The sequence below is a fragment of the Actinomadura rubrobrunea NBRC 15275 genome, assembly GCF_001552235.1.
GTDB classification, from domain to species: Bacteria; Actinomycetota; Actinomycetes; order Streptosporangiales; family Streptosporangiaceae; genus Spirillospora; species Spirillospora viridilutea.
This window is the reverse complement of record NZ_BCQU01000006.1, coordinates 1-23,506: the sequence shown is the minus strand read 5'-3', so window position 1 is coordinate 23,506 and position 23,506 is coordinate 1. Positions and strand designations below refer to the sequence as shown.

The window sequence follows — 23,506 nt, the reverse complement described above, 5'->3', positions numbered from 1 at the left end:
AGAAAGGCACTTCTCGTGCTGCGCAAGATCACTGCCCTCGTCGCGTCCGCCGGATTGCTGCTGGGCCTGGCCGGCTGCGGCGGCGGCGCCGACTCCGACGACACCCTCACCGTCGGCGCCACCTCGGTGCCGCACGCCGAGATCCTCAAGTTCGTCAAGGACAACCTCGCGGCCAAGAACGGCCTCAAGCTGGAGATCCGCGAGTTCAGCAACTACGAGCAGCTGAACCCCGCGCTCAACGACGGCCAGCTCGACGCCAACTACTTCCAGCACAAGCCGTACCTGGACGAGTCCAACCAGAAGACGGGACAGAAGCTGACCTTCGTCGCCGGCGTGCACCTGGAGCCCCTCGGCGTCTACTCCAAGAAGGTCGGCGACCTGCAGGACCTGCGGCAGGGAGCCACCGTCGCGGTGCCCAGCGACCCGTCCAACGAGGCGCGGGCGCTGAAGCTGCTGGCCGACAACGGCCTGATCACCCTCAAGCCGGGCGCGGGCCAGAACGCCACCGAGAAGGACATCGCCGCCAACCCCAAGAACATCACGATCAAGCCCGCCGACGCCGCCGCGCTGCCGCGCCAGCTGCCGGACGTCGACGCCTCGGTCATCAACGGCAACTACGCCCTGGAGGCCAAGCTGACCCCCGCCGAGGACGCGCTGGTCAGCGAGAAGGCCGAGGGCAACCCGTACGTCAACGGCGTCGTCACCAAGCCGGAGGACGCCGACGACCCGCAGATCAAGAAGCTGGTCGAGCTGCTGCGCAGCCCCGAGGTCAAGAAGTTCATCGAGGACACCTACAAGGGCTCGGTGCTGCCCGCGTTCTGACGCGCCGCGGCGATCCCGACGGCCCCCGGTCGCTCCCGCGCCGGGGGCCGTCCCGCGCAGTCCGCCGTCGCGCCGACCGAAAACGCAGCGGAATGTCCGCGGCGGTTGGTAGGAACGGGTCCCGTTCGACACGGAAAGGGACTCGATGGCCATCTACGAGCATCTGTCGGACTTCGCCGGACTGCCGGTCGAAGACTTCTCCGCCGACGCGCCGCCGACCGGTGACCCGGGCGCGACCGCCTGGCGCATCCGGACCGAGTACGACGGCAGACCCTTCGAGGAGATCTTCCGGGACTTCCTCGACGCCGTGGACACCACCCGGGTGTCCCATCTGGTCATCGGCTTCGAGGGGGGCTTCGACGACTTCGGCGAGCGGACCGTCGACATCCCCCTGCTGCTCGCCGAGCACGCCGACCGCCTGCCGGCGCTGCGCCACTTGTTCGTCGGCGACGTTGTGTACGAGGAGAGCGAGATCTCCTGGATCGAGCGGGAGGACATCACCCCGCTGGTCGAGTCGTTCCCCCGGTTGGAGACCCTGGAGGTGCGCAGCGGCACGCTGCGAATGAGGCCGTTCGCCAGTACGGCGCTGCGGCGGCTGCGGCTCGAAAGCGGCGGGCTGCCCTCCGAGGTGGTGCGCGCGGTCGGCGCCTGCGACCTGCCCGACCTGGAGCACCTGGACCTGTGGCTGGGCGTCGAGATCTACGGCGGCGACACCACCGTGGCCGATCTGGCGCCGATCTTGAGCGGGGAGCGGTTCCCGTCCCTGCGCCATCTGGGGCTGGAGGACGCCGAGATCGCCGACGAGATCGCGGCGGCGGTCGCGGGCGCTCCGATCGTGGCGCGGTTGGAGTCGCTGAGCCTGGCCCTGGGTGCGTTGACCGATGAGGGGGCGGAGGCGCTGCTGTCGGGGCAGCCGCTCACCCATCTGCGTCGGCTCGACCTGCATCACCACTTCCTCAGCGACGCGATGATGCAGCGGGTGCGGCAGGCCCTGCCCGGCGTCGAGGTGGACCTCGACGAGCAGATGGAGCGACGGGGCGACTGGATCTACGTCGCGGTCTCCGAGTGACGCCCGCCCGCCTCGCCGGGGAAGCCGTTCGCGCATGTCGCCCCGGGATTCGGTGCTGCGGACTGTCGGGGGCGCTTGGTAGGAGCGGTCCCGTTCGACGCCGAAAGGACATCCATGACCGTCAACGAGCACCTGTCACACTTCGCCGGGCTGTCGGTGACCGACGTCTTCGACGAGGACGGGCGCCGCCCCCGGCCCGCCGACGTCCCCGGCGCGACGGCCTGGCGGGTGCGATACGACTGGAAGCGGCCGTTCCCGGAGATCTTCCAGGAGTTCCTGGACACCGTCGACGCCGCCCGGCTGACTCACCTGGTCACCGGCTGGGACGACGGCTGCGACACGATCTCGCTGCTCGCCGAGCACGCCGACCGGCTGCCCGCGCTGCGCCACTTGTTCGTCGGCGACGTCGTGTACGAGGAGAGCGAGATCTCCTGGATCGAGCGGGAGGACATCACCCGGCTGGTCGAGGCGTTCCCCCGGTTGGAGACCCTGGAGGTGCGCGGCGGCACGCTGCGGATGCGGCCGTTCGCCGGCACGGCGCTGCGGCGGCTGCGGCTGGAGACCGGCGGTATGGCCCCCGGAGTGGTGCGCGCGATCACCTCCTCTGACCTGCCCAATCTGGAGCATCTCGACCTGTGGCTGGGCGCCGAGGAGTACGGGGGCGACGTCACCGCGGCGGACTTGGCGCCGATCTTGAGCGGGGAGCGGTTTCCGTCCCTGCGCCGTCTGGGGCTGGAGGACGCCGAGATCGCCGACGAGATCGCGGCGGCGCTGGCGAGCGCTCCGATCGTGGCGCGGTTGGAGTCGCTGAGCCTGGCCCTGGGTGCGTTGACCGATGAGGGGGCGGAGGCGTTGCTGTCGGGGCAGCCGCTCACTCATCTGCGTCGGCTCGACCTGCATCACCACTTCCTCAGCGACGCGATGATGCAGCGGGTGCGGCAGGCCCTGCCCGGCGTCGAGGTGGACCTCGACGAGCAGAAGGAGTCGGGTGGTTGGCCGTACGTCGCGGTCTCCGAGTGACGGTCTCCGAGTGACGTCCGCCCGCGCGAGGGGCCGTTCGCGCGTGTCGACCCGGGGTTCTGCGCTGCGGACTGTCGGGGGCGCTTGGTAGGACAGGTCCCGTTCGACACCGAAAGGGAATCCATGACCGTCAACGAGCACCTGTCACACTTCGCCGGGCTGCCGGTGACCGACTTCCCCGACGAGGACGGGCGCCGCCCCCGGCCCGCCGACGTCCCCGGCCCGACGGCCTGGCGGGTGCAATACGACTGGCAGACGCCGTTCCCGGAGATCCTCCACGAGTTCCTGGACACCGTCGACGCCGCTCGGCTGACCCACCTGGTCACCGGCTGGGACGACAGCTGCGACACGATCGAGCTGCTCGTCGACGCCGCCGACCGCCTGCCGGCGCTGCGCCACCTGTTCGTCGGCGACATCGCGTACTGGGAGAGCGAGATCTCCTGGATCGGGCGGGGCGACATCACCCGGCTGGTCGAGGCGTTCCCCCGGTTGGAGACCCTGGAGGTGCGCGGCAACTGCGATATGCAGGGGCGCCCGTTCGCCAGCGAGGCCCTGCGGCGGCTGCGGCTGGAGACCGGCGGACTGCCAGGCCGGGTCGTGCGCAACCTCTGCGCCTGCGACCTGCCCAATCTGGAGCACTTGGACCTGTGGTTGGGCGTCGACGACTACGGCGGTGACACCACCGTGGCCGATCTGGCGCCGATCTTGAGCGGGGAGCGGTTCCCGTCCCTGCGCCATCTTGGGCTGGAGGACGCCCCGAGGGCCGACGAGATCGCGGCGGCGGTTGCGGACGCCCCGATCGCGGCGCGGTTGGAGTCGCTGAGCCTGGCCCTCGGCACGTTGACCGACGAGGGTGCCGAGGCGTTGCTGTCGGGGCAGCCGCTCACTCGCCTGCGTCGGCTCGACCTGCATCACCACTTCCTCAGCGACGCGATGATGGAGCGGGTGCGGCAGGCCCTGCCCGGCGTCGAGGTGAACCTCGACGAGCAGAAGGAGCTGGATGATTGTCCGTATGTCGCGGTCTCCGAGTGACGCCGTCCGCGCCGGAGGCCGTTCGCGCAGGTCGTCGGACGCGGACGGCGGAAAGCGCGCGGACTGTCGGGGGCGCTTGGTAGGACAGGTCCCGTTCGACGCGGAAAGGGATCCATGTCCGTTCATCATCTGACGCACTTCGCCGGTCTGCCGGTCGAGGACTTCACGCCCTCCGCACCGCCGACCGGCGACCCGAGCGCGACCGCCTGGCGCATCGCGACGGACTACAACGGCCGCCTTTCGGACGTCTTCGACGAGTTTCTGGACGCCGTCGACACCACCCGGGTGTCCCACCTGGTCTTCGGCTTCGACGACAACACCACCGATGTGCCCCGGATGCTCGCCGAGCACGTCGGCCGCCTGCCGGCGCTGCGCAACGTGTTCCTCGGCGACATCGTGTGGGAGCAGATGGAGATGTCCTGGATCGAACGCGAGGACATCACCCCGCTGTTCGAGGCGTTCCCCGACCTGGAGTGCTTCGAGGTGCGCGGCAGCGAGAAACTGCGACTGCGGCCCATCGCCCGCACGGCGCTGCGGCGGCTGCGGTTCGAAAGCTGCGGGCTGCCCTCCGAGGTGGTGCGCGCCGTCGGCGCCTGCGACCTGCCCAACCTGGAGCACCTGGATTTGTGGCTGGGCGTCGAGAACTACGGCGGCGACGTCACCGTGGCGGATCTGGCGCCGATTCTGAACGGGGAGCGTTTCTCAGCGCTGCGCCATCTGGGGCTGGAGAACGCCGAGCACGCCGATGAGCTGGCGGCGGCGCTGGCGAGCGCCCCGGTGGTCGCGCGGTTGGAGTCGCTGAGCCTGGCCCTCGGCACGTTGACCGATGAGGGGGCGGAGGCGTTGCTGTCGGGGCAGCCGCTCACTCATCTGCGTCGGCTCGACCTGCATCACCACTTCCTCAGCGACGCGATGATGGAGCGGGTGCGGCAGGCCCTGCCCGGCGTCGAGGTGAACCTCGACGAGCAGGAGCAGCGGGACCAGGACGGTTGGGTCTACGTCGCGGTCGACGAGTGACGGTCGACGCGGAGCACTCTTAAGGGATACCCATGATGACCATCTGTCGGTGCGCGGAGCGACGGTGCCGGCGTTCCTCGTGATCGGCACGCCCGGCGACCGGCGCACGGAGCTGTTCGCCGCCGCCTGCCGGGCGTCCGGCCTGCCCGAGCCGCGCGTCGTTCCCTGGACGGACGTGCTCAGGGCGACCCGCGACCCGCTGGCGGGGGCGGCGGCGCACCTGGACGTCACGGACACGCTGGTGCGCATCGACTCGCCGGGGGAGGACGCGAACGTCGACGCTCTGCTGCGCGGCCCCGGGAATCCGGCGCGCGTGGGCGGCGGCGCCCGCTGGTACCGGACGTTCGTCCAGGCGCTGACGCGCATCCGGGCGGACGCGCAGCGGCGCGGCGCGCGGCTCGTCGGCGACGTGGACGACATCGCCGTGATGTTCGACAAGCGGCTCTGCCACGCCCGTCTCCAGGCCGCCGGTGTGCCGGTCCCGGACGCGCTGCCCCCGGTCGACGGGTACGCGCAGCTGCGCGACCGGATGGCCGAGGCGGGCATGCGCCGCGTGTTCGTCAAGCCCGCGCACGGCTCTTCCGCCTCCGGGGTCATCGCGTTGCAGACCGCGCCCGGCGGCCGGATCAAGGCGGTCACCTCCGCCGCCCGGACGCCGGACGGGTACGTCAACTCGCTGCGCGTCCGGTCGTACGAGACCGAGCGGGACGTGGCGCACCTGGTCGACACGCTCGCCCCGGACGGGTTGCACGTCGAGCGGTGGTTCCCCAAGGCCGCAGTGAACGGCCGCGTGTTCGACCTGCGCGTGGTCGTCATCGCGGGGGAGCCGACCCATGCCGTCGTGCGGATGAGCCGTTCCCCCATGACCAACCTGCACCTTGGCGGCGCGCGCGGTGATCTGGAGGCGGTGCGGCGCGCGCTGGGGGAGCACGGGTGGCGGCGCGCGCTCGACGTGTGCGCGCAGGCGGCGGCCTGTTTTCCAGGCAGCGGCATGGTCGGCGTCGACCTCATGGTCGGCATCGGCTGGCGGGAGTTCGCGGTCGCCGAGGTGAACGCCTTCGGCGACCTGCTTCCCCGGCTGACCGGCCTGCCGGGCACGTTCGCGGAGGGCCTCGACACCTATGCCGCGCAGGTCCGCGCCGCCCTCGCCCGGCCGTCCGCGACGCCGCACGACGCGGCCGGGAGCGGCGGACCGTCCGAGGACACGACGGCGCGCGGCGCGCGCACGGCCGGGACGGAAGGGGAGCGCGACGTCTCTGGCCGAGACGTTCACGAGGCGGACCAGGGACGACCCGTCGCGCCCATGCACGGGGAGGTGAGCGCGTGCGCGACATGAACGAGATCGTCGGCAGCCACGATCTGCTGCTGGTGACGCTGGACACGCTGCGCTACGACGTGGCGGCCGAGCTGGCGGCGTCCGGGCAGACCCCGACGCTCACCGGGCTGCTGCCGGGCGGCCGGTGGGAGCGGCGGCACAGCCCCGGCAGCTTCACCTACGCCGCGCACGCCGCCATGCTCGCCGGATTCCTGCCCACCCCGGCGCGCCCCGGCCCGCATCCGCGGCTGTTCGCCGCGCGCTTCCCCGGCAGCGAGACGACCGCGAAGACGACGTGGGTGTTCGACGCGGCCGACCTGCCGACCGGGCTCGCGCGGGGCGGCTACCACACGGTGTGCGTCGGCGGCGTCGGGTTCTTCAACAAGCGCACGCCGCTCGGCTCGGTGCTGCCGAACCTGTTCGCCGAGAGCCACTGGGAGCCGGAGTTCGGCGTCACCGAGCCCGCGTCGCTGGAGCGCCAGATCGACCGGGTGGAGCGGACGATGGCGCGGCTGCCCGCCGATCGGCGGCTGTTCCTGCTGCTCAACGTGTCCGCGCTGCACCAGCCCAACTGGTTCTACCTCGACGGCGCCACCCGGGAGGACGGCGACACCCGGGAAAGCCACGCCGCCGCGCTGCGCTACGTCGACCGCCACCTGGGCCGCCTGTTCGACCTCATGCGCCGACCCTGCTTCGTGATCGTCTGTTCCGACCACGGAACGGCCTACGGCGAGGACGGCCACGTCGGGCACCGGATCGGCCACGAGGTCGTCTGGACCGTTCCGTACGGGGAGTTCGTGCTGTCGTGACCATCACGCCCACCACAGCGTCCACCATCATGTCCACCAGCCCCTATCAGGGCTACGTCTACGCCTACCCGCACAAGACCGCCTACCGGCCACTGACGCCGCGGCGGCCGCTTCGCGAGGTGTGGGCCGAAGAGCGGCGCGACGCGCTGTTCCTCTACCTGCACGTGCCGTTCTGCGAGGTGCGCTGCGGCTTCTGCAACCTGTTCGCCCGCACCGGCGCGTCCGAGGAGCTCACCGGCGCCTATCTGGATGCGCTCGACCGGCAGGCGACCGCAGTGCGCGACGCCCTGGGGGAGGCGTCGTTCGAGGTCGCCGCATTCGGGGGCGGCACCCCGACCTACCTCACCGCCGCCGAGCTGGAACGGTTGTGCGACATCGCCGCCCGTTTCGCCGACCTGGAGGCCGTGCCGCTGGCCGTGGAGACGTCCCCGGCGACGGCGACCGCAGACCGCCTCGCCGTCCTGGCCGAACGCGGCGCCACCCGCGTGTCGATCGGCGTGCAGAGCTTCGTGGAGGCTGAGACGCGCGCCGCCGTACGGCCGCAGAAGCGCGCCGAGGTCGAGGCCGCCCTCGGCCGTATCCGCGCCGCGGGCTTCCCGACGCTCAACATCGACCTCATCTACGGCATCGAGGGGCAGACGCCGTCGTCGTGGCTGTCGTCCCTGGACGCCGCCCTAGCGTGGCGCCCCGAGGAGATCTACCTGTATCCGCTGTACGTCCGCCCGCTCACGGGGCTCGGCCGCCGCGCGGGAGGCTCGGACGGCTGGGACGACCAGCGGCTCACCCTGTACCGGGTCGGGCGCGACCACCTGCTGGCCAACGGCTACGAGCAGGTGTCGATGCGCATGTTCCGGCGGCGCGGCGTGGCCGAGGCCGACACCCGCTACTGCTGCCAGACCGACGGTATGGTCGGCCTGGGCTGCGGCGCCCGCTCCTACACCACGGATCTGCATTACTCGTTCGAGTACGCCGTCGACATCCGGGCCGTGCGCGCCATCCTCGACGACTACATCAGCGAGAAGGACTTCGGCGTCGCACGCGTCGGTTTCGAAATGGACGACGACGAACGGCGTCGACGCCATCTCATCCAGTCGCTGCTCCAGGCGTCGGGCCTCGACCGCGCCTCCTACCACGCGCGTTTCGGCAGCGACCCCGTCGCCGACTTCGGCCCCGAGATGGAGCGGTTCGCTCACCAAGGCTGGCTGGAGGAGACGCCCGACGTCTTGCGGCTCACCCCAGAGGGGCTCGCCTATTCCGACGCGATCGGGCCCGCGCTGTTCTCGCCCCGCGTACGCGGCCTCATGGAGACCTACGAGACGCGCTGAGAGGACGCTGATGGGAAACCGACGCGCCTGCACGGAGCACCGGAACGCGGGCGGGGACCACCGGGACGCGACGCCCATGGACCACCTCACCATCCTCTATCGCGGACCGCTGGCGAGCTGCGATTACGACTGCCCGTACTGCCCCTTCGCCAAGCGACGTGACACCCCCGCCCAGCTGCGCGCGGACCGCGCCGCACTGGAACGCTTCGTGAGCTGGGTCTCGGAGCAGACCCACCCCGTTTCTGTGCTGTTCACGCCCTGGGGGGAGGGACTGGTCCGGTCCTGGTACCGGCGGGCGCTGGTCGACCTCAGCCACATGCCGCACGTCGTGCGCGCCGCCGTCCAGACCAACCTCAGCCACCGCGTCGGCTGGACGGCCGACGCCGACCTTTCGCGGCTGGCGCTGTGGACCACCTACCACCCGGGGCAGGTGCCGTCCGAGCGGTTCCTGGACAGGTGCCGAGAGCTGCTCCAGTACGGCGTGCGCTTCAGCGTCGGCGTCGTGGGCCTGCCGGAGCACCTCGACGCCGCGCGACGGCTGCGGGCCGCGCTGCCCGACCACGTCTACCTGTGGGTGAACGCCGCCGAAGGGCGCGCCTACACCGATGAGGAGGCCGCCGCCTGGACGGAGCTGGACCCCTTGTTCTCCTACAGCCGGTACCCGCACCGCAGCCGCGGCCTGCCGTGCCGCACCGGCCACAGCGTGATCTCCGTGGACGGCGACGGGACGGTGCGGCGCTGCCATTTCGTCCCGGCGGTGCTGGGGAACCTCTACGACGGCACGTTCCGCCACAACCTCACGCCCCGCCCCTGCCCTCTGGACTACTGCGACTGCCATATCGGCTACGTGCACCTGGAGCCGCTCGGCCTCTATGACGTCTTTGCGGGGGGTGTGCTGGAACGCATTCCCCGGTTGGCAGATGTGAAGTAGACAAGCATTCTTCCGGCCTGTCCGAATATCGCGTTCCACTGGCCGGGCGGCGCCGCGCGTCTACGTTGGTGAGCCACCGTGCCCGCCATCGTGGACGGAAGGACAGTCGGCAGTGACCCACGACCACCCGGCCGCCTCCCCGGGGTCCACCCCCAAGATCGACACCTCGGTGCCGCACTCGGCCCGCATCTGGAACTACTGGCTCGGCGGCACCGACAACTACGAGGTCGACCGCCGCGCCGGCGACGCGTACGTCGAGGTCTTCCCGCAGATCGTCGAGATCGCCCGCACCGGGCGGCTGTTCCTGTCCCGCGCCATCGAGTTCCTCGCCGGGGAGGCCGGCGTGCGCCAGTTCCTCGACATCGGCACCGGCCTGCCCACCGTCGACAACACCCACGAGGTCGCCCAGCGCGTCGCCCCCGAGTCGCGCATCGTGTACGTCGACAACGACCCCCTCGTCCTGGCGCACGCGCGCGCCCTGCTCACCAGCACCCCCGAGGGCGCCACCCACTACCTCGACGCCGACCTGCACGAGCCCGAGAAGATCATCGAGATGGCGGGGGAGTTCCTGGACCTGTCCCGTCCGGTCGCGCTCCTGCTGATGGGCGTCATGGGCCACATCGTCGACGACGAGGAGGCGCAGTCGATCGTGCGGCGCCTGAAGGACGCGCTGGCCCCCGGCAGCTACCTGGCCATGTACGACGCCACCGACACCGACGCGGCGTTCAAGGAGGCGCAGCGCGCCTACGACGACACCGGGGCCGTCCCCTACCGGCTGCGCTCGCCCGACTACGTCCGCCGCTACTTCGAAGGCTTCCAGCCGGTCGAACCGGGGATCGTGCCGTGCCCCCTGTGGCGCCCGGAGGTCGAGCCGCTGGAAGCGGTCGTCCAGCCGACCCTGTGCGGTGTCGCCCGTAAACCCTAGGCCGTATGGGTAATTTTTGGCGCAGCGCGCGTTCGCGCCCGTCCCTGGACGACCCCTGAACCGCAGGTCGCGCCGTGTCCGCCGACCGCGCCGCGCCGCCGGGCGGCGCCAGACCCGATCCGTCGTGCAAGCGCTTTCGCAGAAGCGGAGCGGTACCGTGTAGAGCCGGTGTTCATTCGTCCATGGCAGTCCAATCGAGGAGCCCGCCTTGGTCGCCGTCGTCCGGAGCGCACGATCCAGCGACCCGACCGCCGCGGCCCCGCCCAGCGGACCGCTCGTCCCGCGGCTGCTGCTGGGCAGGCGCCTGCGCGCCCTGCGCGAGGAGAGCGGTCTGACGAGGGTGCAGGCGGCCAAGGCCGTCGGCGTGTCCGCGACCACGCTCGGGCGCATGGAGCGCGGCCGGACCGGCTTCAAGCACCGCGACGTCGCCGCCCTGCTCGCCCTGTACGGCGTGTACGACGAGGCCGAACGCGCCACGGCGCTGGCCCTGGTGGAGCAGACCCGCGCCCCCGGCTGGTGGGACGCCGAACGCGACCTCGTGCCCGCCCGGGAGCGCCTCTACCTGTCGGCGGAGCAGTCCGCCCGGCTGATCCGCTGCTTCGAACCCGACGCCGTGCCGGTGCTGCTGCAGACCCCCGACTACGCGCGCGCGGACATCGCCCGGCGCCACCCCGACGCCACCGCCGAGGAGCTGCGCCGCCGCGTCGCGCTGCGCATCGGCCGCCAGCGCGTCCTGCGGGCCCGGCCGCGGCCGGTCAACCTGTGGGTGGTGCTGGACGAGGTCGTGCTGTGGCGGCCCGTCGGCGGCACGGCGACGATGCGCGCGCAGCTCCAGCACATCATCGACGTCGCCCGGCGGCCGAACGTCACCGTGCAGGTCGCGCCGCACACCGCGACCGGCCATCTCGAGACCCCGTTCACCCTGGTCCGCTTCATGCAGCAGGACCTGCCGGACCTGGTGTACCTCGACCGCCCCGAGGGGGCGTGCTATCCGTCCCGGCCCGAGCAGATCGAACGCCACTGGCACGCCTTCAACACCCTGGTGACCGACGCCGCGCTCCCCGAACACACCCCGCGCATCCTCACCGGCGTCCTCGCCTCCTACTGAGAAGGGACGTCCGCGCCCCCGCCGGCCGGGGGCGGCGCTGTCCGCGCGCCACGGGCGGGCATCCCCGCAGTCGAGAGCCGGCGGGCGATTGCCGGCGGGCGGGGGCCGTTGGTGGCAGGGGAAGTACCACCAACGGACGCCCGCCCGCCGTCCGGTCCCCGCCGGAGTCGGTGCGACCCGCCGCCGGGTGGGCGCGGGTCAGGTCTGGACTTCGGGGCGGTAGGACGCCTCGTCCACCCCGAACGTCCAGGCGACGCCCTCGCGGGCCGTTCTCGTGTGGGGCGGGACGCGCAGGTAGTAGGTGCGGAACGACCCGTCCGGCTCGGGGGTGGAGTTGACCACCTCCACCATCACCACGGGCTCGTCGCCGGGCAGATCGATGCGCCACAGCACCCCGGTCTCATCGCGGTGCACGGGCTCGGCGCCGGTCTCGGCCAGGTAGCGGTCGTAGCCGAACACCTCCAACATCACCCGGCGCAGCTCGGCGTTCTCCTCCCGCAGGATGCGGTCGGCGGTGAGGTCGGTCAGGGACGCGATGAAGTCCGGCGGCACCGGCATGCCCCGCCACGCGTGCAGGGCGAATCCGCCCTCGTGGGCGAGCGCGGGACCGTCCCCTCGATGCAGCCGCCCCTGCTCGTCGCGGTGCAGCTCCACCGGCCGCTCCGTCACGACCGCGAGGCGCTCGTACGGCCACCACCAGCCCGTGTGGCGCGCCGTCTCGGCCAGCCCGGCCAACGGTCCGTCCAGCATCCCCAGGGCGTCGAAGGCCGCCAGCCAGGGCGCGTCGTGCTGGCCCAGCACCGCGTCCAGCGTCGCGGCGCGCAGCAGCGCCTCGTCGTCGCCGCCCAGCCCGCCGATCGCCTGCCGGATGCGCGTGACCAGGGCGGTGACCGGATCCCAGAGCGGTCCCCCCGTCCGCGCCCACAGCCGCGGCCACTCCTGCGGGCCCAGGTCGGCGCAGGCCGCGGTGCGGGCGGCCTCCCAGGGGCGGGTCCGCACGGCGTCGCGCACGCTCGGCCCGGGATCGGCGTCGCCGAGCGCCTCCCGCACCGGCCCGACGAACCCGGCGAGCGGTTCGGCGTCCAGGGCGTGCCCGGCGAGCAGCGCCGCGGCGACCGCGCCGTGGACGGGCGACGGCAGCCACACCACCCGTTCGGGGGCGGCGAGGCCCGCGCGGGCGTAGGCGTCGGCGATGGCGGCCTCGGCCCGGGCGCGGTCCGCCGGGCCGGTGGTGAACGGGATGGACGCCCAGTCGGCGGCCTTCTCGACGGCGACGGTCATCAGTCGGCCACCACGCGCACCGAGCCGGGAACGTACTCGCGCTGGCGGATCACCCGGTACCAGCCCTTGGGCAGCGAGATCGCCGCGTGCTCCTCGTGTTCGAGCCGGCCCCCGGACGGAAGGTGCAGATGATCGGGGGTCAGCGGGTCCGGCGAGCGCAGCAGCGTCCCGGGCGCCTTGACGGCGTGCGCGTGTCCGGTCGCCTCGCCCAGCGCCAGCACCATGCGCCCGCGGGCGTCCCGGGGCTCGGGAGGAAGGTCGCGGACCTCCTGAGGGACCTCGTCCTCCGGCACCCGCACGAGAAGTATGTCTCCCTGTCGGTACATGCCGCGAACGTAACCGCCGCCACTGACATTTCTCGAGGATCAGGATCTTCGGCTCGGAGCGCGGGCCGGCGGGCGTGCCAGGACGGTCGGTGCGCCGTCGCCGCCCCGGTTCCGGCGCGGGGCGTCAGTAGCCGCGGGTGCGGCGGGCGGCCGGGCGGGCCCAGCGGCCGGAGGCGCCCAGCCCGACGCGCTGGAAGGCGCGCACGAGCTCGCTTCCGAGGTTGAGCCCGGCGCCGAGCGCCAGCGCCGTGGACAACGCGCCGATCAGGCTCAGCATGCCCGCCTGCGGGGCGCCCGTGTTCAGCTCGACCATGCCCCGGTACAGCAGCGTCCCGGGAAGCAGCGGGCTCATGGCCGGGACGACGTACGGCAGGGCGGGGGCCTGGTGGCGGCGCGCCAGCAGGCTGCCCAGCAGGCCGACGACGACGGCGGCGACGGCCGTGGCGAGCACGGACGTGACGTCCAGGTTCAGCAGGCCCACGTACAGGACCCAGATCAGCGCGCCGCCCAGCGCCGCCGCGGGCAGCACCTTCCACGGCGCGGCCAGGGAGATCGCGAACGACAGCGACACCGCCGCGGCCGCGATCACCGGCACCGGCTGCAGCAGCGCCGGGACGTTCGGCAGGTGCGCCACGTCGATCGGGACGTCCAGCCGGACCGCGGCGTACACGACGACGCCCAGCCCGGACACGATCGCCGCGATGATGTAGAAGACCTCCAGCAGGCGGGCGCCCGCGCTCACCAGGTCGCCGGTGATGCCGTCCTGGACGCTGGCCACCAGGGGGCGCCCCGGCAGCAGCGCCAGGATCGCCCCGGTGACGATGGTGGACGCGCGGGCCGGGTCTCCCGCCCACGCCACCACGAGGGCCGCGGCCGCCGCGCCGATCGCGGCCGCCACCGCCAGCTGGAAGAACTCGGCGACGCCGCGCCGGGCCAGGGCGACGGCGGCGCGGTCGCCCAGCAGCGTGGCGACGAACGCGGTCCCGGCGACCAGCGGCCCGCCGCCCACCAGGACGCTCGCCGAGGCGGCGATGAGCCCGAGCGAGACCACGAGCAGCCACCGGGGGTACGGGCCGCGCCCCCGCTTGATCTCCCGCAGCCGCCGGTGCGCCTCATCCAGATCCAACATGCCGATCGAGGCGTCCTGAACGAGGGCGTGCAACGCGGTGAGCCGCCAGAACGCGGGGGTGCGGCGCCGGATGGCGCGGGCGCCCGTGACCGGGGGCGCGCCCGCCCCGGGATGCGCCGACACCAGCAGGCCCGTGAAGGTCACCTGCACCTCCGCGCGCGGCAGCTCGTAGGCCACGGCCAGGCTGAGCATGGCCTCGTTGACCCGCTCGGTGGACTCGCCGCTGGCCACCAGGAGCTCGCCCACGCGCAGCACCAGGTCCATGGCGCGCGCGTCGACGACCTCGGACGGCTCCTCCTCGGGCGGCTCGGACGGCGTCCCGTCCATCAGGGCGTGCCACGTGCGCCGCAGACGCTCCCGGACCCTTTCCATGCCGCCCACGACCTCCCCAAGCGGCGGTAAACGACTCGTTTGGGGCAGGCTACCGACGGCGCGTTCGTGGCCTGGACCGGACGCCGGCCCGTCCCGCGCTCGCGCCCCCGACGCGGGCGGTAGTACCGTCCGAGTCCGTGGCCGCCTCGAATCACGCCCGCGTGACCGTCCAGCGGGCCCTGGACGAGCTGCTGAACTGCCCGCCCGCACTGCTGGACACCACGTTCGACCAGCTCAGGACGCTGCTGGTCGTCTACGAGACCGGCTCGGCCCTGCGCGCGGCACGGGCGCTGGGCCGCGAGCAGTCCAGCGTGCAAAAGCAGCTCAACACGCTCAACCGCAACAGCCATGCGGCGTGCGGCGACGTGCTCACCATCCGGCAGGGCCGCGGCAAGGACTGCCTGTTCACCGAGACCGGGGAGGCCGCCGTCCGGCTGGCCCGCGCCACGCTGTCGCAGTGGCAGGAGTCGATCCACCGCAACCGGCGGCGCCTCGGCCGGATGCTCACCGTGGGCACCACCGAGTTCACCCTGCCGATCATCTCCCGGGCCTGGGAGCGGGTCGCCGAGCAGTTCCGCCGCCAAGAGGTGGAGTTCAAGGTCGTCCACGTCCGCACCCGCGACCTGTGGAGCCGCCTGGAGGCCCGGCAGGTGGACCTGATGTGCGGCAGCATCGTCACGTCCGGGGACGACGGCAGGCTCGCCGACTACGAGGTGGTGGAGTACGCCCGCGGGCGCCCCGAGCTGCTGACCAACCTCACCGAGGCGGAGCTGCCCGGCGACGCGGTCGGCACCGCGGCCCTGGCCGACCTGCCCCTCGTCGTGCCCCCGGCCGGGCTGGTCGCCGAGTACCTCAGCAGCTGGTACGGCCCCAACTTCCGGGACCGGTTGAACGTGGTGGCCGACATCGACGACGTCCACTACGGGCTGTCGCTGCTGCGCTCCGGCTTCGTCCGCGGCTGCATGATCGTCACCGCGTCGATCGGCCGCCGGATGACCGCCCAGGGCGCCCCCGAGGACGTCGCGCTGCGCTCCCTGCGGCTGCGCGACGACCGGGAGCCCCGCGTCGAGATCATGACGGGCGCGTTCGTCCGCCGGGCCGACCTCATGCGCTACGCGCGCGACCACCCCCTGAACCGCATCTGGACGGCCGTGCGCGAGGACGCCCGCGCCTACCGGTCCACCTGAGCGTTCCGGGTCCGCCGCGCGAGGCGGTCGCACCCGTGCGCCGGGGGAGGAGACCGCCGTGCGCCGCCGTGCCGCGCCGCCGGGACGCCGGGACGGCGGGGCGCCGCCCGACTACTTGATCTGGTTGTCGACGACGTCCAGGGTGGGGCGGGCGCCCAGGTGCTGCATGGCCCGGGAGGCCAGGCGGCAGCCGGCGGCCAGGGCCTCGGCGGGCGGCTTGCCGTCCAGCCAGGGCGGCAGGAAGCCCGCGATGAACGCGTCGCCCGCGCCCGTGCCGTCGACGATCTTGTCGATCGGCTCGGCGGCCACGGTGACCGGTTCGGCGCGGCCGTTGGTGAACCACAGCGCGCCGTCGGCGCCCAGCTTGATCACCACCTGCGGGTACCAGGCGGTGAGCACCTTGGCGGCCTGGTCGGCGTTCTCGCGGCCGGTCAGCACCTCGGCCTCGCGCTCGTCCACCACCAGCAGGCGGGCGCCCTGCGTCCACTCCAGGAACGGCTCGGCGCCCATGCGCTTGAGCGGGGACGACGACCCCCCGTCCACCGAGATCGACATCTGGGCCTGGCGGGCCAGCTCGAGGGCGTGCGTGGCGGCCTTCCGCGAGCCCTCGTTGATCAGCGAGTAGCCGGACAGGTGCAGGTGGCTGCCCTGGGTGAACAGGTCCCGGCAGCGTTCGACGTCCTCGGGCAGCAGCGCGGCGTTGGCGCCCGGGTCCGACAGCATGGTGCGGTCGCCCTTGTGGGTGACGAGCACCACGCAGGTGCCGGTGGGACGCTCGGAGTCCATGACGAGACGGGCGTCCACGCCGTACCCCATCAGCTCCATGTCCCGGTTCCGGCCCGCGATGTCGGATCCGCGGCGGCCCACGAACGCCACCTCGACGCCCTCGAGGGCCAGCCACGAAGCGACGTTGGCGCCCGAGCCGCCTCCGTGCGTCGTCACGGCGGCGGGCGTGTCGCTGCCCTTGGCCAGAGGGTAGGCGGCACGTGCCACGGTGTCTGTCATCAGATCGCCGACCACGACCACGCGCGTCATGGAGTCATCACCTCGATCAACACGGCCCGCGCGAGCGGCATACTGGGCGTGTGCTCGACCGTAACAGTTCTTGACCCCTGATTAGGTCTCGAACTCGCAGCGAAAACCAGAACGCCGCGTTTTCCCGACCGCCGCCGCGCCGCGGACGGTGCCTTACGCTCTGGTACGTGACCGATGGGCGCGCCGGGGCGTATCCGGACCACTGGGAGGCGGACGTCGTCCTGACCGACGGCGGCACCGCGCACCTGCGCCCCATCAGGCCCGATGACGGCCCGCTGCTGCGCGCCTTCTACGCCCGGCTGTCGCCCGAGTCAATCTATTACCGCTTCTTCTCGCCGCGGCCGACGCTGTCGGACCGTGAAGTAGAGCACTTCGTCACCGTCGACTACGACAACCGGGTGGCGCTGATCGCCACGATCGGCACCGCGATGGTGGCGGTGGTCCGCTACGACCGGCTCGCCGACGGCGACAAGCCGGGGACGACCGCGGAGGTGGCGTTCCTGGTCGAGGACGCCCACCAGGGGCGGGGGCTCGGGGCGGTCCTGCTGGAGCACATCGCGGCGGCGGCGCGCGAGCGGGGCGTGCGGCGGTTCGTCGCCAGCGTGCTGCCCGAGAACCGGCGGATGACCCGGGTGTTCCGCGAGGCCGGGTACCGCGCCGAGCAGCGCTTCGAGGAGGGCGTGATCGAGCTGGTGCTCGACCTGGAGCCCACCGAGACGTCCGTGGAGGTCATGGCGGCGCGCGAGCACCGGGCCGAGTCGCGGTCGATCCAGCGGCTGCTGTTCCCCCGGTCGGTGGCGGTGATCGGCGCGAGCCGGGCCGAGCACAGCGTCGGGCGCACCGTGCTGCGCAATCTCCTGCACGGGGACTTCAGCGGCCCGGTGTACCCCGTCCACCCGACGGCGACGGCGGTGGCGGGGGTGCGGGCGTACGCGTCGGTCCTCGACATCCCCGACGAGGTGGACCTGGCGGTGGTGGCCGTCCGCGCCGACGCCGTGCACGAGGTCGTCCGGCAGTGCGCGGGCAAGGGCGTGCACGGCCTGGTGGTGGTGTCGTCCGGGTTCGGCGAGACGGGGCCGGAGGGCCGGGAACGCCAGGAGGAGCTGGTGCGCCTGGCCCGCGCCAACGGGATGCGCGTGGTGGGCCCCAACTGCCTGGGCATCGCCAACACCGACCCCGAGGTGCGGCTGAACGCGACCCTGGCCCCCACGATGCCGGGCCGCGGCCCGGTGGGGTTCTTCTCCCAGTCCGGCGCGCTCGGCATCGCGATCCTGCAGCGGACGGCGGAACGGGGCCTCGGCCTGTCGACGTTCGTGTCGGCGGGCAACCGGGCCGACGTGTCCGGCAACGACCTGCTGCAGTACTGGGAGGAGGACCCCGCCACCAAGGCCGTCCTGCTGTACCTGGAGTCGCTGGGCAACCCCCGCAAGTTCGCCCGGCTGGCGCGCCGGCTGAGCCGCCGCAAGCCGATCGTGGCGGTCAAGAGCGGGCGCAGCACCCAGGGCGTGCCGCTCGGGCACGCGGCGCAGGCGCTCACCCTGCCCGACCACGCCGTCAGCGCGCTGTTCGCGCAGGCCGGGGTGATCAGGGTCGAGAACCTGGCCGAGCTGTTCGACGTGGCCCAGCTGCTGGCCTACCAGCCGCTGCCCGCCGGGGACCGCATCGCGATCATCGACAACTCCGACTCGCTGCGGCTGCTGGCCCAGGACGCGGCCATCGCGCACGGCCTGGAGGTGCGGCCGCCGGTCGACCTGGGGCCGCGGGCGGGCGCCGCCGAGTACGAGGCGGCGCTGGCCGAGGCCCTCGACGACGATCGGGTGGACGCGGTGGTGGCGCTGTTCACCCCGCCCACGATCGGCGGCTACGACGTGCGCGTGCCCGAGCGCATCATGAAGCTGGCGGCGGGCGGCTCCAAGCCGATCGTCGCGACCTACCTGGGCATGACGGGCATGCCGGAGGAGCTGCGCGTCACGGGCCCGGACGGGACGGCGGCGGCCGGGTCCATCCCCTCGTATCCGGCGCCCGAGGACGCGGTGCGGGCCCTCGCCTACGTGATCCGGTACGCGCAGTGGCGGCGGCGCCCGCAGGGATCCGTCCCGGACCTGCCCAACGTCGACCGCAAGGGCGCGCGCACCCTCGTGGAAGGCTGGCTGGACTCCGCGGACGCCCCGGTGGAGGCCACCGCCGATCAGGCCGCCGCGCTGCTGCGCTGCTACGGCATCGCGGTCGGGGAGCAGATCGCGATGGGGGAGCACGGCGGCGTGCGGACGCGCATCTCCACAAGGGAGGACCCCGCCTTCGGTGCCATCGTCTCGTTCGGGCTGGCCGACGAGACGGCCGCGCTGCTGGACGACCGGGCCTACCGTCTGGCGCCCCTCACCGACGTGGACGCGGCCGAGATGGTGCGGGCGATCCGCACCGCCCCGCTGCTGCTGGGCCACCGCGGCGCCGACCCGGTGGACGTGGGCGCCCTCGAGGAGCTGCTGCTGCGCGTGGCGCGCCTCGCCGACGACCTGCCGGAGGTGGCCCGGCTGGAACTCGACCCCGTCCTCGCGGACGCCTCCGGGGTCTCCGTGCGGCGCGCGTCGCTGCGCCTGCACCGTCCGCCCGGCCCCCGCCAGGAACTGGCGCCCCGGCGCCTGCGCTAGGGCGCGCCGGCGGCGCGGCCGCCGACTACTCCGGGTAAGGCGACTACTCCGGGTAAGGCGACGGTCCCGGTTCGGGCGGCACCGGGTCCGGCTCCGGAATGGGCGGAATCGGTTCGGGCTCGGGCTCGGGGACCGGCTGCGGAGGCCGCGGCGGCGGCTTCGGCGGCGGCACCGGCGGCGGATCGGTCGTGCTCATGCTCCACCCCTACCCGGCCCGCGCGCGGCGACCCCGGCGGCGGCATCGGCGTGCGAGGTGCGACGCGACAGGGCAGGATGGGGGCATGAGGGACACCCGAGCGACGGCGCATGGGCTGCGCACGGCGATCGAACGCAGCGGCTACTACCCGGCCCTCGTGGCGGACGCGGTCGAGTCGGCCATCGGCGCCGAGCAGGTGGACGCCTTCGTGGTGCACCATGAGGCGACCTTCGATCCCGCGATGGAGATGCGGCGGCACGTGACCGTGCTGGTCCTGTCGCCGACCCGCCTGCTGGTCTGCCACACCGACGAGCACCCGCCCGGCGAGGGCAACCCCCGGCCGCACGCCTCCACCACCACCGAGGCCGTCCGGCTCGACCGGGTGCAGTCGCTCGCGGTGACGCGCGTGGTGCCCGACCCGGCGTCCTACGTCCCGGGCATGCCGCCCTCGGAGGTCGTGCTCACGATCGGCTGGGGCGCGATCTCCCACGTCGACCTGGAGCCGGCGACCTGCGGCGACGAGAACTGCGAGGCCGACCACGGCTACACCGGCAGCGTCACCGCCGACGACCTGTCGCTGCGGGTCAGCGAGGCCGCCGACGGCGCGGACGCGGTCGCGCAGGTGCTGGCCTTCGCCGAGGCCCTGTCCGCGGCCACCGCCCGCGCCTCCGCCCGATGAGCGGGACGATGAACGGGACGATGAACGGGACGATGAGCGGGACACCGACGCGCGGCCCGGGCCGCGGGAGCGCGCCGTGACCGCCGGGCTGCCGGCGGCGCCGCGCTACGGCTCCGGGGCGCTGGCCGATCTGCCCACGTCGGCGTTGGCGGCGCTGGGCGTCCCCGGCGCCGCCAACGTGCTGGGCCTTCCGGAGCGCCCCCGCGTCTGCGTCCTGCTGGTCGACGGGCTCGGCTGGGAGCTGCTGCGCGAGCACGCGCAGGACGCGCCGTTCCTCGGCTCGCTGATCCCCGAGGGGCGCTCCCTGACCGCCGGGTTCCCGGCCACCACCGCCACCAGCCTGGCGTCCCTGGGCACCGGGCTGCCGCCCGGCGCGCACGGGCTGGTCGGCATCGCGTTCGCCGTGCCGGGCGTGAACGGGCTGCTGCAGTGCCTCAAGTGGCGCGTCGAGGACGCCGATCCGGTGGTGGTGCAGCCCCGGCCGACCGCCTACGAGCGGGCCGCGGCGGCGGGCGTGTCCGTGTCCTACGTCGCCTCCGGCGCCTACCGCGGCAGCGGCCTGAGCCTGGCCACGGCGCGCGGCGCCGACTACCTGGCCGCCGACACCCTCGGCCAGCTCGTCGCCCAGGCCGAGAACGCCCTGCGCGCCGACCGGGCGTACGTCACCGTCTACCACCCCGACCTGGACTCCACCGGCCACGTGTTCGGCGCGGGCTCGCCGCACTGGCGCCACCAGCTGCGGTTCGTCGACCTGCTGGCCGAGCGCCTGGCCGAGGCGCTGCCGCCCGGCGCGTCCCTGTACGTCACCGCCGACCACGGCATGATCAATCCGTCCGAGCGCGTCGACGTCGACGAGATGCCGGCGCTGCGCGCGGGCGTGGCGCGGCTGGGCGGCGAGGCGCGGGCGCGGCACGTGTACGCCGAGCCGGGCGCCGCCGGCGACGTCCTGGCGGCCTGGCGGGAGACGCTGGGCGGCAAGGCGTGGGTGCTCAGCCGCGAGGAGGCCGTGGACGCGGGCTGGTTCGGGCCGGTGGATCCGGCGGTCCTGCCGCGCGTCGGCGACGTCGTCGCCGTCCCCGACGGCGACCTGGCGATCATCGCGAGCCGGGCCGAGCCCGTGCCGTCCCGGCTGGTCGGCATGCACGGCTCGCTGCTGCCCGCCGAGCAGCTGGTCCCGCTGCTGGCCGTTCACCGAGGGTGAGGAACGTGGACACTCCACTGTCAAAGTCGGGCAAGCACGGTCAAACTGGCGATGTGCAGCCTCTCATCGACGTCACCGACCTCGAGCGGCTCCTGCGCCGCGACCCCCCGACGCTGCTGGACGTGCGCTGGCGGCTGGGCGGCCCGCCCGGCCGCGCCGCCTACGAGCGGGGCCATCTGCCCGGCGCGGTCTTCGTCGACCTGGACCACGACCTGGCCGCGCCGCCGGGGCCGCAGGGCCGCCACCCGCTGCCGTCGCCGCGGGACTTCCAGGACGCGATGCGGCGCGCCGGCGTGTCCGCGGACCGCACCGTGGTGGTCTACGACGACGCCGACTCCACCGCCGCCGGGCGCGCCTGGTGGACCCTGCGCTACTTCGGCCACACCCGCGTGCGCGTCCTGGACGGCGGGTACCACGCGTGGGTGAACGCGGGCCTTCCGGTGAGCACCGACGTGCCCGACGTCCGGCCCGGTGACTTCGTGGCCCGGCCCGGCGGCATGCCCCTGCTGGACGCCGACGGCGCCGCCGCGCTCGCCAAGACCGGCGTGCTGCTCGACGCCCGCTCCGCCGAGCGCTACCGGGGCGAGAACGAGCCGGTGGACCCCGTCGCCGGGCACATCCCCGGGGCGGTGAGCGCGCCCACCACCGGCAACGTGGGCGTGGACGGCCGTTTCCTGCCGCCCGCGGTGCTGCGCGACCGTTTCGGCAAGCTCGGCGCGACGGACGCGGTGGACGTCGGCGTCTACTGCGGCTCCGGGGTGACCGCCGCCCACGAGGTGCTGGCGTTGACCGTGGCCGGCATCCCCGCCGCCCTGTACGTCGGCTCCTGGTCCAACTGGATCAGCGATCCGACCAACCCCGTCGCGACCGGGGAGCTGTGACCGGGACCTCGTGACCAGGGAGCTGTGACCAGGGAGCTGTGACCAGGGAGCTGTGACCAGGGAGCTGTGACCAGGGAGCTGTGACAAGGGAGCCGTGACCGGGGAGCCGTGACCCGCCCCCGCGCCCTGCCGCTCACCCGGCGCCGAAGCACTGGAAGCCGGTGATGCCGGGGGTGCGGGGGACGGCGGCGAGCGCCGCCGCCGGCGGGACGCCCCGGGCCAGCCGCACGTGGAAGTCGATCATCGCGTCGCGGGCGGCGCGGTCCCCGACGGGGGCGACGCTGGCGATCACGGTGGCCGTGCCGGCGCCGAGCAGCACCCCGGCCAGCCCGGTCACCGCGTCCCCGGCCTCCGACCGCCCGGTGTCGCACCCCGACAGGACGATCGTGGCGGGGGGACGCTCGAGGTCCTGCAGGTCGTAGCCCATCAGCGGGCCGTCGGCCAGTTCCAGATGGGACAGCAGGGCGTTGCCCCGCCGCACGTATCCGTGCGCCGCCAGGTGTGTCATGGCGGCGCCGTCCAGGGCACGGCGGACGTCGTCGACGCGCGCCGCGGACCCGGTCAGCACGGTCGCGTCGGGGTGGAGCTCGGCCAGCGCCAGCACCTCTCCCGCGGCGTGCTCCAGCCTGGGCCCCGAGACCAGGACGACCCGGCCCGCGCGCGGCCTGGACGCCTCGTGGGCGCGCAGCCAGGCCGCGGCGGACGGCACCACGGTGAACGGCCGAGCCGCCAGCAGGGGAAGCGCCCGCCAGGGGAGCCCGTGCAGCGCTCCCGTGGGCGCGATGACCAGCTCCCGGTCGCCCAGCGCGTCGGCGGGCGGCTCCAGAACGGCGGCCTGGACGCGTCTCGCCGCCTGCGTCAGGCCCGCCCAGGCCGCCTCGTCGAGGCCGTCGGCCATCACCAGGCTCCGCAGGGCGAACCGCACCAGGTGCACGTCCCGCTCCACCGCCCGGTAGGGGCCGAGGCGCAGGCGGCGGCACCGTCCGCCGGCGACGGTCACGGCGTGCAGGTCGTCGCCGATCCGCACCAGCTCCAGCAGCGCGCGGTCGCCGAGAGCGTCGGGGAGCCGCATCAGCGCCAGCGGGACGTCCGCCGGATCCCAGGGCGGCACCCGCGCCGCGGCGGCCCGGGCCCGGGTCGCCGTCTGCACGGCCCGCTCCAGCCGGGCGAGCCGTTCGGCGGACGCGGCCAGGTCGGC

21 protein-coding genes are annotated in these 23,506 nt (G+C 73.5%); 16 read left to right on the top strand and 5 right to left on the bottom strand.

What is annotated here, in order from left to right; translation table 11 throughout:
* Positions 1 to 15: 15 nt before the first annotated feature.
* The 11 genes from AR3_RS03010 (at position 16) to AR3_RS02960 (ending at position 11,373) form a co-directional block, all read left to right on the top strand.
* On the top strand, positions 16 to 822 hold the full coding sequence (locus AR3_RS03010) for a MetQ/NlpA family ABC transporter substrate-binding protein (protein WP_067907951.1): 807 nt from the start codon (positions 16 to 18) through the stop codon (positions 820 to 822).
* 145 nt (positions 823 to 967) lie between these two features.
* Positions 968 to 1,891 carry an STM4015 family protein gene (locus AR3_RS03005; protein WP_067907948.1) on the top strand — a complete coding sequence of 308 codons (924 nt, stop codon included), beginning with the start codon at positions 968 to 970 and terminating at the stop codon, positions 1,889 to 1,891.
* A 114-nt stretch (positions 1,892 to 2,005) separates the two neighbouring features.
* Positions 2,006 to 2,911, top strand: a complete 906-nt coding sequence (locus AR3_RS03000) for an STM4015 family protein (RefSeq protein ID WP_067907945.1) — start codon at positions 2,006 to 2,008, stop codon at positions 2,909 to 2,911.
* Positions 2,912 to 3,034: 123 nt separating this feature from the next.
* Positions 3,035 to 3,943 carry an STM4015 family protein gene (locus tag AR3_RS02995; RefSeq protein ID WP_067907942.1) on the top strand — a complete coding sequence of 303 codons (909 nt, stop codon included), beginning with the start codon at positions 3,035 to 3,037 and terminating at the stop codon, positions 3,941 to 3,943.
* A gap of 114 nt (positions 3,944 to 4,057) precedes the next feature.
* Complete coding sequence (locus tag AR3_RS02990; RefSeq protein WP_067907939.1) at positions 4,058 to 4,960, top strand: STM4015 family protein; 903 nt, start codon at positions 4,058 to 4,060, stop codon at positions 4,958 to 4,960.
* Positions 4,961 to 5,009: 49 nt separating this feature from the next.
* On the top strand, positions 5,010 to 6,296 hold the full coding sequence (locus AR3_RS02985; protein ID WP_227023309.1) for an STM4014 family protein: 1,287 nt from the start codon (positions 5,010 to 5,012) through the stop codon (positions 6,294 to 6,296).
* Complete coding sequence (locus AR3_RS02980) at positions 6,293 to 7,084, top strand: STM4013/SEN3800 family hydrolase (protein WP_067908170.1); 792 nt, start codon at positions 6,293 to 6,295, stop codon at positions 7,082 to 7,084. Before AR3_RS02985 ends, AR3_RS02980 begins: the two co-directional genes overlap by 4 nt.
* Positions 7,085 to 7,113: 29 nt before the next feature.
* The gene (locus AR3_RS02975; protein ID WP_067908167.1) at positions 7,114 to 8,409 is read left to right on the top strand and encodes an STM4012 family radical SAM protein; all 1,296 of its coding nucleotides are present in this window, start codon (positions 7,114 to 7,116) and stop codon (positions 8,407 to 8,409) included.
* A 76-nt stretch (positions 8,410 to 8,485) separates the two neighbouring features.
* Positions 8,486 to 9,340 carry an STM4011 family radical SAM protein gene (locus AR3_RS02970; protein WP_067908164.1) on the top strand — a complete coding sequence of 285 codons (855 nt, stop codon included), beginning with the start codon at positions 8,486 to 8,488 and terminating at the stop codon, positions 9,338 to 9,340.
* Between the two features lie 112 nt (positions 9,341 to 9,452).
* Positions 9,453 to 10,265 carry an SAM-dependent methyltransferase gene (locus AR3_RS02965; protein WP_067907936.1) on the top strand — a complete coding sequence of 271 codons (813 nt, stop codon included), beginning with the start codon at positions 9,453 to 9,455 and terminating at the stop codon, positions 10,263 to 10,265.
* A 208-nt stretch (positions 10,266 to 10,473) separates the two neighbouring features.
* Complete coding sequence (locus AR3_RS02960) at positions 10,474 to 11,373, top strand: helix-turn-helix domain-containing protein (protein WP_067907934.1); 900 nt, start codon at positions 10,474 to 10,476, stop codon at positions 11,371 to 11,373.
* Between the two features lie 198 nt (positions 11,374 to 11,571).
* Here the strand turns inward: AR3_RS02960 and AR3_RS02955 are convergent, their stop codons facing one another.
* The 3 genes from AR3_RS02955 to AR3_RS02945 all read right to left on the bottom strand — a co-directional run bounded on the left by AR3_RS02955 (position 11,572) and on the right by AR3_RS02945 (position 14,481).
* Positions 11,572 to 12,654: a DUF6745 domain-containing protein gene (locus tag AR3_RS02955; RefSeq protein WP_067907931.1), complete on the bottom strand. Its 1,083-nt coding sequence runs from the start codon at positions 12,652 to 12,654 to the stop codon at positions 11,572 to 11,574.
* A complete protein-coding gene (locus AR3_RS02950; protein ID WP_067907928.1) occupies positions 12,654 to 12,980 on the bottom strand; it encodes a DUF8820 family protein in 327 nt (108 codons plus the stop codon). Before AR3_RS02950 ends, AR3_RS02955 begins: the two co-directional genes overlap by 1 nt.
* Before the next feature lie 124 nt (positions 12,981 to 13,104).
* Entirely contained in the window at positions 13,105 to 14,481 is a 1,377-nt protein-coding gene (locus tag AR3_RS02945; protein ID WP_067908160.1) for a threonine/serine exporter family protein, read from the bottom strand.
* Positions 14,482 to 14,618: 137 nt separating this feature from the next.
* Between AR3_RS02945 and AR3_RS02940 the strand changes: the two genes are divergently transcribed.
* Positions 14,619 to 15,668, top strand: a complete 1,050-nt coding sequence (locus tag AR3_RS02940; protein ID WP_083950885.1) for a LysR family transcriptional regulator — start codon at positions 14,619 to 14,621, stop codon at positions 15,666 to 15,668.
* Between the two features lie 111 nt (positions 15,669 to 15,779).
* On the opposite strand, the gene AR3_RS02935 is transcribed toward AR3_RS02940, so the two are convergent.
* Complete coding sequence (locus tag AR3_RS02935; protein ID WP_067907925.1) at positions 15,780 to 16,703, bottom strand: carbohydrate kinase family protein; 924 nt, start codon at positions 16,701 to 16,703, stop codon at positions 15,780 to 15,782.
* Between the two features lie 167 nt (positions 16,704 to 16,870).
* On the opposite strand from AR3_RS02935, the gene AR3_RS02930 reads away from it, so the two are divergent.
* The 4 genes from AR3_RS02930 to AR3_RS02915 all read left to right on the top strand — a co-directional run bounded on the left by AR3_RS02930 (position 16,871) and on the right by AR3_RS02915 (position 22,308).
* Complete coding sequence (locus AR3_RS02930; protein ID WP_067907921.1) at positions 16,871 to 19,351, top strand: bifunctional acetate--CoA ligase family protein/GNAT family N-acetyltransferase; 2,481 nt, start codon at positions 16,871 to 16,873, stop codon at positions 19,349 to 19,351.
* Positions 19,352 to 19,632: 281 nt separating this feature from the next.
* Complete coding sequence (locus tag AR3_RS02925) at positions 19,633 to 20,226, top strand: DUF5998 family protein (protein ID WP_067907918.1); 594 nt, start codon at positions 19,633 to 19,635, stop codon at positions 20,224 to 20,226.
* 76 nt (positions 20,227 to 20,302) lie between these two features.
* A complete protein-coding gene (locus tag AR3_RS02920; RefSeq protein WP_067907913.1) occupies positions 20,303 to 21,427 on the top strand; it encodes an alkaline phosphatase family protein in 1,125 nt (374 codons plus the stop codon).
* Between the two features lie 53 nt (positions 21,428 to 21,480).
* Positions 21,481 to 22,308: a sulfurtransferase gene (locus tag AR3_RS02915; RefSeq protein WP_067907910.1), complete on the top strand. Its 828-nt coding sequence runs from the start codon at positions 21,481 to 21,483 to the stop codon at positions 22,306 to 22,308.
* 133 nt (positions 22,309 to 22,441) lie between these two features.
* Here AR3_RS02915 and AR3_RS02910 read toward each other — a convergent pair.
* Positions 22,442 to 23,506 (bottom strand): CHAT domain-containing protein (locus tag AR3_RS02910; RefSeq protein WP_157406602.1); only part of this gene is annotated, 1,065 nt, incomplete at its 5' end.

What these genes read in the sequence shown, in the direction of transcription:
- AR3_RS02980 (WP_067908170.1), top strand. Translation starts at nt 6,293, where the DNA reads ATGAACGAGATCGTCGGCAGCCACGATCTGCTGCTGGTGACGCTGGAC.
- AR3_RS03005 (WP_067907948.1), top strand. Translation starts at nt 968, where the DNA reads ATGGCCATCTACGAGCATCTGTCGGACTTCGCCGGACTGCCGGTCGAA.
- AR3_RS02990 (WP_067907939.1), top strand. Translation starts at nt 4,058, where the DNA reads ATGTCCGTTCATCATCTGACGCACTTCGCCGGTCTGCCGGTCGAGGAC.
- AR3_RS02975 (WP_067908167.1), top strand. Translation starts at nt 7,114, where the DNA reads ATGTCCACCAGCCCCTATCAGGGCTACGTCTACGCCTACCCGCACAAG.
- AR3_RS02955 (WP_067907931.1), bottom strand. Translation starts at nt 12,654, where the DNA reads ATGACCGTCGCCGTCGAGAAGGCCGCCGACTGGGCGTCCATCCCGTTC.
- AR3_RS02970 (WP_067908164.1), top strand. Translation starts at nt 8,486, where the DNA reads ATGGACCACCTCACCATCCTCTATCGCGGACCGCTGGCGAGCTGCGAT.
- AR3_RS02925 (WP_067907918.1), top strand. Translation starts at nt 19,633, where the DNA reads ATGAGGGACACCCGAGCGACGGCGCATGGGCTGCGCACGGCGATCGAA.
- AR3_RS02995 (WP_067907942.1), top strand. Translation starts at nt 3,035, where the DNA reads ATGACCGTCAACGAGCACCTGTCACACTTCGCCGGGCTGCCGGTGACC.
- AR3_RS02945 (WP_067908160.1), bottom strand. Translation starts at nt 14,481, where the DNA reads ATGGAAAGGGTCCGGGAGCGTCTGCGGCGCACGTGGCACGCCCTGATG.
- AR3_RS02950 (WP_067907928.1), bottom strand. Translation starts at nt 12,980, where the DNA reads ATGTACCGACAGGGAGACATACTTCTCGTGCGGGTGCCGGAGGACGAG.
- AR3_RS03000 (WP_067907945.1), top strand. Translation starts at nt 2,006, where the DNA reads ATGACCGTCAACGAGCACCTGTCACACTTCGCCGGGCTGTCGGTGACC.
- AR3_RS02935 (WP_067907925.1), bottom strand. Translation starts at nt 16,703, where the DNA reads ATGACGCGCGTGGTCGTGGTCGGCGATCTGATGACAGACACCGTGGCA.